The organism is Natranaeroarchaeum sulfidigenes, from assembly GCF_017094485.1.
Classification (GTDB): Archaea; Halobacteriota; Halobacteria; order Halobacteriales; family Natronoarchaeaceae; genus Natranaeroarchaeum; species Natranaeroarchaeum sulfidigenes.
The window spans coordinates 1603246-1614133 of record NZ_CP064786.1 but is presented as its reverse complement, the minus strand read 5'-3'; the positions used below and the strand labels follow the sequence as shown (position 1 = coordinate 1614133).

The window sequence follows — 10888 nt, the reverse complement described above, 5'->3', positions numbered from 1 at the left end:
TCTACCATCTCCTACATTGTGTAATGGTATAAATGTTTCCCATCTCCTCCGTAGGAGAAGGCAATGAACCCATCACCTACATAGGTGATGTCTACAAATCAAGTAGCGTGCCGGGGAAAGATCGAGAGGAAGACTCTGGGAAGTATACGACGAGCTACCCAGATTCGGATTTCATAGATGCCATCCAAACACTTGATGGGATGGCAGGAACTTCAGAGATCGCCGAGACTGTCGGTTGCACTCGGCGGACAGCATACACACGTCTTCAGTCGCTCGAATCCGAAGAGGAAGTTACCAGTAGGAAAGTGGGGAACTCCCTACTCTGGAGCGTCTCTGATTAAGTCCGGCATTTCCTGGCAGTAACGCCCCATCCGATCCAAAGGTTTGCGCCAAACTCAGTGAGGGGAGAGTCTTGATGAAGTTTTAAGACATGTGACTGAGCATAGTATTATATGCCCATTTACTTCGAAGAGATAACCTCCTCCAAACTCGATATCCATGACTGACGAGCAAACCGAAGAGATTCGACAGCGATTAGATGAGGACCTCTCCTTGGATGAGTTTGAACGCGATTACCGATCAACTGGGGAGGCAGCGACCCAATTCTTTCAGGACCTGTTCGTTCAGGTTCTCAACTTTGAAGAGACGACTTCACCTCTAGGTGACGCCACTTGGCAGGATATTCCTGTTCACGAGTGGCCAGATACAGCTCCAGCGAACGCTGCTCGACTTTTCGCCGAATCAGGGAACTTCCGCGTAATCTACGTCGAACTGGAGAAGCTGACCCGGACAGCCGAACGGAACGCTATCCAGAGCCTCACGCGGTCGGACCGAACGAGTGGTTGGGCCATCGAAGGCTCCTTCTTGACAGTGTTCCACGCACCGGACGAGGACATCTGGCACCTCGTTACTCCCTACGAGGAGGGCACCGACGACATCACGACTGGTCGTCCCGTGCTACGCCGGTATACGCTCGGTGAAGGTGAGACCCACCGCACCGTCGCCGATGGACTTTCGAGCATGGACGCCAGTAAGGGTCGGCTGGCAGAACGCATTGACGAGGCGTTCCGAGTCAAGCCCGTTACCGAGGATTTCTACGAGAACTACAAGAGCGCCTTCGATATGCTCAGTAAGGAACTTCGCCGTAAGGGGCTGGAAATTGAGGACGCCGACCGATACGCACACACCACGCTCAACCGGTTGATGTTCTTCTACTACCTCCAGAAGAAGGGCTGGATCGGTGACCGGAAGGACTTCGTCCGATGGTTCCACCAGCAGTACGAGGAGTCCGACGAGGAGGGCGTGTTCCACGAGAAGTGGCTCTCGGCACTATTCTTCGAGGGAATGAACAGCCTGGAAGGTGGAGAGATAGATGCTGATCTCCCATCGGATGTCGAGTCGGCTATTGCAGGACTTCCGTACATGAACGGTGGACTCTTCCAGCCGACTGAGGAGGACCGATACGACACGTTCCTATCTGATTCTGCGTTGAAGTCGGTGATCAAAGAGTTCCTCGAACAGTACAACTTCACAGTTACCGAGGAGAGCCCCTACGATATCGATGTCGCTGTCGATCCAGCTATGCTAGGAAAGATTTATGAATCCCTAATTGCCGAGCAGGAACGCGGTGAGGCTGGGATCTTCTACACGCCTCGTGTCGAGGTCGATCTGATGTGCCGGATGGCACTGTACGAGCAGTTCTGTGACCATGCAAACGATCTCGATGCTGAAGGAAAACAGCAGATTGTCGAGTTCATATTCAGTGAGCCACAGGACTGGGATGCGGACGGTAGCGGGAAAACAGAGCAACTAGAGAGTATCCTCCACGAACTGCGTATCGTTGACCCGGCCTGTGGTAGTGGTGCGTTCTTGGTGGGAATGAAGCAAGTGGTCACCGAACTTTACCGAAAGCTCGGTACGACTCCGGATTACCACCTCAAAGAGCAGATCATCAACGAGAACCTGTACGGAGTCGATATCAAGGACTGGGCGGTTCGGGTTGCTGAGTTCCGTCTTTGGCTTTCGCTCGTTGAAGGGGAGGAACAACTTCCTGACCAGCGCCCAGTGCTACCGAACTTCTCCTTCAAGCTCAAGGTAGGCGATAGCCTGATTCAGAAGCTCGATGGAGAGTTTGTTTCCCTAGATACGGTCACACGAACGCTTGATGGTGATACTGGTGGCCTCCTCACGGAGCTAAAAGAACTGAAGCGCGAACACTTCGCAGGAGAGGCTGACCGGACACAGGAGATTGAAGAGAAGCAGGTGGAACTTCTCAAAAATCACATCAACGGTCTCATCGATAATCTCTCAAAGAACGGTTCTCAGCAAACACTCTTTGGGGACACAAAGGACGAACAAGCGGATGACGATGTTGAAGAGCGGATTGAAGAACTCAAAGAGACTCGTGACGCGATTGACTCAGCCGGGGCTACTGGGTTCTTCATGTGGGATATCGATTTCTCTGACGTGATGGTTGAGGGTGGGTTCGACATCGTTATCGGTAATCCTCCGTATGTTCGGCAAGAGGACATTATTGATCAGGGAATCCACCCTGAGCGGCTTGATGAGATGGACAGTGGAGAGGTTCGTAACCTGAAGAAGCAGTACAAGAATGATCTCGTAGAGTTTGTCGAAGGGACGTTTGACATTAAGCCCTACAAGAGGAGCGACATCTATGTGTATTTCTACTTCAAGGGTATCGATTTGTTACGGGAGAATGGGACACTATCGTTTATTACGTCCAACTCTTGGATGGATATCGGCTACGGGAAGCGACTTCACGAGGGGCTCCTCAAGCTTACTGATCTCTCCTATATCCTTGGAAATACGAGCGAGAAATCGTTCGAAGATGCTGATGTAAATACGTACATCACAATAGCAAACCGGAAGCAACAAGAGATTCTTGCAAATTATACCCGGTTTGTTAGTTTCTCGCGTCCTTTCTTCGACTATGATTTTGCTGGCGAGTATTCGGAGTTCCTGGTCAATCCGGAATCGGGAGCTGAAAGGATTGGGATGGACGACGAAACTGTTCAAGTCTCGACCTCAGACGGAATCCGGACGGTTTCACTCGGTCACGATAGCTTGTGGAGACTGGGTGGTGGATCAACAAAACAGATTGACGATAGTGATTCAGAGAAGGTGTTCTCTGAAGAAGTCGGGTTGGTGAATAATCAGGCGGGTATAAGTTCCTACTCGGGAAGATCCGCTGCACTTCCAACCGGGTCATATGATGGCGGGACTTGGGGCCGCTTCATCGATTCGCCAACACTTTATTTCAGTCTGTGGAGAGATCACGGGGATCGATTTACACTCCTTGGTGATATCTCTGAGCCAGAATACGGTTTGAAAAGTGGTGCAAATAAGTTCTTCTTTGTGCCTCGTCCAGGGACTGAAAATAGCCGCCATCAATCTGAAATGGATTGCTCTACTGGTGAGCTCCTTCTTCATCATAAGGAAACCGGACGGGACTTCCGTATTGAACCCGAGTTCTGGATGCAACCGATTGAGGAAATCCCGAGTCGATACCACTCTCAATACAATCATAAATACACGGACGACGACGGCCGAACCCTTGTCCCCGACTTGATCCTAGTCAAAAATCGGGAAATAAAAACAAGCCCGATAGAACCGGAGCATCTAAACAATGTCCATATTGATATTGAATTATCGCGCCCTGAATTAGAATCGAAGAATGCAAACGTACTAGAATATATTGAATTTGGTGAGGAATCACGGTGGGGTAGGAGTTCAGATGGTAAATTATCGAACCGTAGCTCACTACGAAATCGGAACCCTGAGTGGTATTCTCAGCCGTCGGTCAGGGACCCATATGTTCTCCTGACCCGCACCTTCAACGCAGAATTCCAATTCCACTATAACCCATGTGGATTCCAAGTTGCAGATAATTTCTACTTCATTTCTACTCTTGGTGATTTTAACCCCGGATACATTGCGGGTTATCTTAACTCAACGATAGGGTGGTTCTTAGAGGAGGTTACCGGACGATCTTGGACGAATACACTACGATTTGACAAGCCAGAGTATCTAATACTCCCCATAATCAAGACGAACGATGAAGTTCAAGCACAGGTAGAGTCCCGTCTGGAAAGTCTGATGGAGCGCGATATGGGACATGTGTTTGAGGAACTCGGTGCATACAACCCGGATGATGTCTCCCTAGAGTCAGTCAAATCTGACCGCAAGGCGCTTGATTCTGAGTTCTTCGATGATTTGGGGATAGATGAAGAACAACGTCTGAGTCTGTACAAAGAAGTTGTGCGTTCTGCCCGAGACCGTCTCATGCGACAACCGGACGAAAACCCCTCCCTATGCGAAACTATCGCTGAACACAATCCGCAATACGACTACTCACGGTGACTCCTGATGAGTGACGAAGACAATATCGGAATCATCGATAACCGACGCTACTCGCACCTTGACCAAGTCCTGAAATCCGGTCTTGAAGGCAACGGAGTGGACCGAATTCGGATTGCTGTCGGGTATCTATACATGAGCGGTCTGAAGCGGCTCCGTCCAGAGCTGGATGAATTCCTCGATAATGGCGGTACGCTCCAAGTCCTAATGGGGAATCCAGATCAGCAAGGATTGGACGAACTCATAGAGGCCCATCAGAACCTCCGTCTCACGGGTACGAAATTCAAACAGTCACAAAATGTCAAGTGGAGTGAGCGCACAGAAATCCGTGCCGAGACTGCGAACAACTACTCGAACCAGCTGCTTTACGAAAATCCGACTGCGGAGAATCAAGCGTTCTTCACGAAGCTGATCGATTGGCTTGAACAGGGGAGTATCCAGCCGAAGCTGTACCTTCAAGAACGGTTTCACGCGAAGGCGTACCTCTTCGAGAAAGACGAAGGAGATATCTTTGCGCCTAAGGATGTCGGCGTCGTTGGTTCGTCGAATCTCAGCCTCAGCGGCCTCCACAGCAATACGGAACTCAACGCTCCAGTCTACAACGAGAAGGTCACCCAACTCAAGGATTGGTTCGACGATTTGTGGGACGACGCCGTCGAGTTCGACGCCGATCTCCTGGACGCGTTCGAGGACTCTTGGGTCTCGAACAATCCAGGCCACGTTTCGGCGGAAGACAAGCCACCGGCACTTCCGGGCGATTCACTCCCTGACGACACGATTGAGACGCTTCGAGATGTCAGCAGTGGTACTGGACTTCCTGCACCGTATCTGGTGTACACGAAGATTCTCTACGAGCTTTACAAGGAGACGCTGGAGACTGCCGAGGACTATCTCCAGTCGTTCGATGTGTACGAGGACCTTTACGAGTTCCAGAAGTGGGCGGTAAACCGGGGTATCCGAATCGCCAACAAGCACGACGGTGTTCTCGTCTCCGATGTCGTCGGGATGGGGAAGACGTTCGTCGGCCTCGGGCTGCTCGAACACTTCCATGCGCGGAATCGGCTCCGTGGGAACAAGGGAAAGATGCTGATCATCTCACCGAAACATCTCCAGCCGATGTGGGAGCGGATGGTCAACAAGCGGTACAACTTTAACGCGGAGGTCATCAGCCTGGGGATGGTCTCGAAGGAGGATTTCCACGAGACGCTTTTAGAAGAGCACGACGACGCGTCAGTGTGTCTCGTCGACGAGGCCCATCACTTCCGGAACGACGACACGCATCGGTACGACAATCTGCAGTCGTTCCTGCCGACGGTCAATCAGACAATTCTCCTGACTGCGACGCCGTATACGAAGAGTGCGTGGGACGTGTACAATCAGATCAAACTCTTCCATATCGAAGATCTAACGCAGATTCCGATTACGCCACCAAACCTCTACGACTTCACGAAGATGGCAGAGAACGACGAGACTGACCTCTCGAACCTTCTCAGCCACGTCATGGTGCGACGGACTCGTCAAGACATCATCGACCAGTACGGCGAGGAGGATGAGGATGGCAATCTGTATCTCCAGATGGGCGGTGAACGCCGATACCTCCCAGATCGGCACTTACAGACGGTCGATTACAATCTACACGAGACGTACTCGACGGCGGACGGTGTCAATGATTCTCTGTACGATGCGATTGTGGAGACGTTAGAGGATCTCACGTTCGCTCGGTATTCCCTGGGTCAAGAAGAGTATCTGAAGATGGGGTATGCGAATCAGGACCCGTATCAGAATCTCTCTTCGATGGGGAAGAGCATTCGTGGGTTGATGAAGTCCAACCTTCTGAAGCGGTTGGAAAGTAGTGTTCATGCCTTCTACACGTCTCTCAATCGGATGCTTCGGAGTTACCGGATGTTCCGGGATCTTCTTGACGAAGGAACGGTGGCTGTCGGGAGTGATGTTTCCGAACTCATTAACAGTGGAGAGCAGATCGACACTATCCTTGATGAGATCGACGATATGGTTGAGGATGGTGAGTACGCTGCATACCAAACAGAGGCCTTCCATCTTGAAGAACTGAAGCGGGATCTGGAGACCGATATCCAACTGTTGGCTAATCTGCAAGACACGCTGGAACCGTTCCATCAGGATATCCAGAACGACTACGCGATGGATGACAAGGTCGAACAGCTCCGGGGACTCCTTGGAAATCTCCGAGTAGGTACCCATAATATTCTCCAACGCGGTGACCGTGCTGAGAAGCTCATCGTGTTCACCCAGTTTACAGACACTGTAGAGTATCTGGAAGCGGCGTTTGAGCAGTTCCAAGACCGCGAGCTAATCTCTGATGACATTCGGTTTGCCAGTGCCACCAGTGACACGTCGAACGTAGAGAAGATCATCCAGCGCTTCGCTCCCGATGCGAACGATGCGCGAGATGAAATCGACCCGAGCGACGAAATTGATGTCCTCTTTGCGACCGACGTAGCCGGGGAGGGTGTCAATCTTCAGGATGCGAATTTAGTCATCAACTACGACCTCCACTGGAATCCCCTCCGATTAATTCAGCGAATCGGTCGTGTTGACCGCCTCGGGAGTGGGCACGACGACATCTACGCGCTCAACTTCCTGCCGGAAACGGAACTTGAAGAGGAACTTGGCATCGTTGACCGTGTTGAGTCTCGGGTTCAAGAGATCAGTAGTGTTCTCGGTGAAGACGGAGAGATCCTAAGTCCGGAAGATAACGTGAACAAGTCGTATATGGAGGACATCTACGCCGAAGAGGACATCGAGAAGGTCGAAGACGACGTGAATGAGATCATCGGGAGTGATGACCTCATCGGTCCCGCGAGTAGTCTTCAGGAGCTCAAACAGGAACATCCCGATCTTCTTAGTTGGTTGGATGACCGTGACGGCATTCGGAGCGCGATGGGTTGGGATCGAAAGTACGACGGGGTCGTCGTTGTCTATCGACAAGGGGAATACACGACTCCGTACCTCGTGACCTTCCCAAGCGAAGGAGGTCAGGATCTCTCCACACAAGAGAAAGATACCATCGTCGAGACAATCACATGCCCTGTCGATGAACCAGTCGCGTCTGTTGATGCAGAGGCGTTTGACAGTCGATACGAACAGGCCGTGCAGGTGGCACGGTCAGAATTTGAGGTGAATATGGGTAAGCGCCGTCAGTTCCAGCGGGAGGCCCGAGAGGGTGCAAGTATCGACCGAGATTATGTGGTTGACGAGCTCGGAGAAGTCGCGTCATCTGTGGAAAACACCGACCAACAACAGACACTAGCACAATTCCAAGACATCGTTGAGACAGTATCGGCAGACCAGATTCTTGACGAGTTCAGGGACCTTCGAAACGAGGAAATCACAGGCGAAGAGCTAGTAGCGGCTGTTCGAGAGGTCATTTCTCGTTACAATCTAAAAGAAAAATACGAGGACCGCCAGGAGTGGGCGGAGAAACAGGAAGAACCTCCGCACGTCGTCGCGGGGATGTATTTGAAAGGGCAAGAGTAACTCGGCTTAAACAGCGCGGAGGTTCAAATACTATTACGTACAACTTGGTGGTGTGAGTGAGTTAGAGCAACTTCCCACGACGGATTCTGGGCACGTAGTGAAGCGGCATGCAATTGACTGGCTGGGCGGTCTGGATGAGGCTTCTGAACAGGAGATTCGAGAGGCAGTCGTTGAGAAACCTAACGGATTCACGGGGAGTAAATACCCGACTGAGATATCTGACGTTCGGGCCACAGGGTCTCCTGAGTTCGTTGAAGCAGTCGGAAGCCTGTTCAAACCCCTCTTGGAGTTCGAGGATGAAAAGACACGACTTGAAATCAATCTCCAGCGGACCGAAGACCGAGACACAGGGGAACTGACCGATAATTATGCACTGTACTTGTCCGTCGCAGAGCGAGGATAGCGACGTATCAGATCCGAATTCGAGGTTGACTTCCTCAGGAGGCGGATATCAGGAAGAGTATGCTGTAGAATCGTTCGTGAGTGGAAGATGCGGACGATGATGGAGCAAATCGGAATTGTCTGTGAGCCGTTCTATTCTTCGACCACTTCGCCTTTCGGGACCTCGACAGTCACCTCTTCATCCGGTGCAAGCTCGTCGAAGTTGGCTATCGCTGTCGGTGTTCCGTTAGGAAGTCGTAGAACGAATTCGAGGTCGCCATCGGATGGAACTCGGACTTTGCCGACGACACCGCCCGGGCCACCGCCATTGAAATCTTGGAGCTTCGGGGACCGCACGTAACTAGTCCCGTAGGCCATCTCGTGCATCCGTTCTAATTGTTGGTCCCACGTCCGTTTCCCTTTGTCTTGGGCGAGTTTTTCGAACACGTCTGCGCTGACTTCAATGGTTTTCTTTTCAGTCATAATTAGAATCTGAACACACTGTACCTCCAACTCCGGACAAAAAATGGTACTCATTGATGTGGGGATCAGGAACCAAGCAAGAGCGGGGAGTTTGAGGAGGGGTATTCGTTTGAGGCGGGTGACGGGACGCCGGTGTTCTACGGGGGTAGAGCGATGCGGATTAGCAAGCTGTACCGGGATCACGACGCGTTCGTGACTGAGCTCTCGATCTCTGATATGGGGGTGCCAACAGCTCGACACACAATATGACTGCAAACACTACTGTGAGTGCAGACTCATATCGTCCTGATTACACCACCCGTGAGTCACGTGAGTGATTCTCGCATCAGAAAACGTCTGGCAGGGCCCCGGCTTGCTCGACCATGTCGTGGGTGTTTCGGATGTCGTCAAACGAGAGGTATCGGAGACTACAGTGATCAGCGTTTTCCAGGACGTGCTGGAACGTACGATACGACTGTCCGCGCTCGATCGGCCGATCCGGAGTTCCGTGCGACGGTACTATCTCGTCATGACCGAACGTGCCCTGTTTCTGGGGTAGACCATCCTGGCCTGTTGGACGTTGCGTATGTCTTGTCGTGGAGTGACTATCTGAAACACATGGCCGATATCTCGAACGTGCTGGCACCCAGTAAGACACACCACGCGGCCTTCGACCGGGAACTATTCACGATAGATCGGGACTACCGACTGAGGGTGAATCCGTCGTTCGAGATGCAGAGTGACTTGTTGCAGCGAACGATTATTGACCAGGCTGATGATCAAGTGGCATTGCCTGACGGAGACTTAAACGTTGAGTACCTGGATATGCATAATTCCAGTCTCGCTTGGGTGTGATATAGAACCAAGGCGTGCGAGTATGGCCGGAAAAAAGTCCTTGATCATACTGCAGAAGATGTGAGACGATCTGATATCGCTCATGTGTAGCACATCGTTGATGTAGAGCCTTCTTGCGGTGCTGAACTGGAGTGCGTGGGAGTAACACCGGTTCGTTGGGTAGTTAGATCGCCATTTGCTATTCCAACTATCTTGGGGTGATTGTCTCGACAACCTCCTACCGATGAGCGTTATTCATTATCTTCTATTTTAGCAACCCATCTGGGGAAGTCGTACATAAGAGTGATATTTATGCCGCCTTCATATACATAATAATTGTATCTAGCAGTAGTAATTTATTGAAAGCATTATGTTCTATTAGAATAAGTACAAGATATGAAACCACTATTTACGCCTCCTAACAAACCTTCGCGTGATTCTTCTCCGTCATCAAAACAGGATGACGATAGAAAGTTGTGGAAAAAGAGACGACGTAGTCCTCACTTAAAAAGTTCTAACTATCAAACTACGAAACTCTATTGGGAGGTTATTAATACGCTTCCTGGATACTACCGAATTCCTGAAGCACTAATCAAAATTGGATTTATTGCGAGAGAAATACGACTAAAGGATGAATTCATATCTATAAACACGTCCAGAGAAAAAAACCTACAAACACCAATTGCTCAGGTCCCCAGCGAAACAATCGTGAAAATGAATCGTTTCCTCTACGAAAGGGGTGTAGAACAGGACCTTTTAAGTAACGAATCGAAAAGTGTTATCGGAGATATTTGGGAAGCATCTAATCTCAATATACCACCTTCTCACGCAGATGGTGCTGTCTCTGAACACAATAATGATATATATGTGTCCATTGAGCTGAAATCTAATTCAAATAATATCCGAGGCTTGGCTGAGGAGACATTGTCTCACTCACAACAAGTTAATATACTCACAGATTCTGTGTCAAATCGAGAGAGGGAGTTAGACAGAGAAGTTGATAACGAGGACATGAATTTTGGATCAGACGTTTTAGAAGATACCGAGCTGCACAAAGGCTCCTGATGAATGTTAGTCCTTTGTATCAATTAAATACCCATACGCTGAGCCGAAGCAGTTTCTCTTCGACGTGCTGGAGAGCACTCCAGTTCAGCACTGCAAGAATGCCCTACATCAACGATGTGCTACACATGAGCGATTTGATATTTATTCCGAGAATTTCATCACGGTTATAACTGTACAATAAAATCGCAGGATATAGGATCAGCGAGGCAGGGTGTGGGAATGTAGCGATTGGTTGTTCTTCTCCACAGTGGGA

The 10888-nt window shown here is 50.4% G+C and carries 7 protein-coding genes; 6 read left to right on the top strand and 1 reads right to left on the bottom strand.

What is annotated here, in order from left to right:
- Positions 1–498: 498 nt before the first annotated feature.
- The 3 genes from AArcS_RS08385 to AArcS_RS08375 are packed head-to-tail and all read left to right on the top strand — an operon-like array spanning position 499 to position 8296.
- Positions 499–4380 (top strand): Eco57I restriction-modification methylase domain-containing protein, encoded by a 3882-nt coding sequence (locus AArcS_RS08385; RefSeq protein WP_238476966.1) that lies wholly within the window; start codon positions 499–501, stop codon positions 4378–4380.
- A gap of 6 nt (positions 4381–4386) precedes the next feature.
- Positions 4387–7893: a helicase-related protein gene (locus AArcS_RS08380; RefSeq protein WP_238476965.1), complete on the top strand. Its 3507-nt coding sequence runs from the start codon at positions 4387–4389 to the stop codon at positions 7891–7893.
- Between the two features lie 52 nt (positions 7894–7945).
- A complete protein-coding gene (locus tag AArcS_RS08375; RefSeq protein ID WP_238476964.1) occupies positions 7946–8296 on the top strand; it encodes a hypothetical protein in 351 nt (116 codons plus the stop codon).
- 131 nt (positions 8297–8427) lie between these two features.
- Here AArcS_RS08375 and AArcS_RS08370 read toward each other — a convergent pair whose 3' ends face one another.
- Complete coding sequence (locus AArcS_RS08370; RefSeq protein ID WP_238476962.1) at positions 8428–8757, bottom strand: hypothetical protein; 330 nt, start codon at positions 8755–8757, stop codon at positions 8428–8430.
- A 313-nt stretch (positions 8758–9070) separates the two neighbouring features.
- Here AArcS_RS08370 and AArcS_RS08365 point away from each other — a divergent pair, with 313 nt between their 5' ends.
- The 3 genes from AArcS_RS08365 (at position 9071) to AArcS_RS08355 (ending at position 10635) form a co-directional block, all read left to right on the top strand.
- Positions 9071–9295: a hypothetical protein gene (locus AArcS_RS08365; RefSeq protein WP_238476961.1), complete on the top strand. Its 225-nt coding sequence runs from the start codon at positions 9071–9073 to the stop codon at positions 9293–9295.
- Positions 9296–9309: 14 nt separating this feature from the next.
- Entirely contained in the window at positions 9310–9591 is a 282-nt protein-coding gene (locus tag AArcS_RS08360; RefSeq protein WP_238476960.1) for an HNH endonuclease, read from the top strand.
- A gap of 375 nt (positions 9592–9966) precedes the next feature.
- Positions 9967–10635, top strand: a complete 669-nt coding sequence (locus AArcS_RS08355; protein ID WP_238476958.1) for a hypothetical protein — start codon at positions 9967–9969, stop codon at positions 10633–10635.
- Positions 10636–10888 lie beyond the last annotated feature (253 nt).

Bases quoted from the DNA above. Each gene is read 5' to 3' on its own strand.
- AArcS_RS08385 (WP_238476966.1), top strand. From the start codon at position 499: ATGACTGACGAGCAAACCGAAGAGATTCGACAGCGATTAGATGAGGAC.
- AArcS_RS08380 (WP_238476965.1), top strand. From the start codon at position 4,387: ATGAGTGACGAAGACAATATCGGAATCATCGATAACCGACGCTACTCG.
- AArcS_RS08370 (WP_238476962.1), bottom strand. From the start codon at position 8,757: ATGACTGAAAAGAAAACCATTGAAGTCAGCGCAGACGTGTTCGAAAAA.
- AArcS_RS08355 (WP_238476958.1), top strand. From the start codon at position 9,967: ATGAAACCACTATTTACGCCTCCTAACAAACCTTCGCGTGATTCTTCT.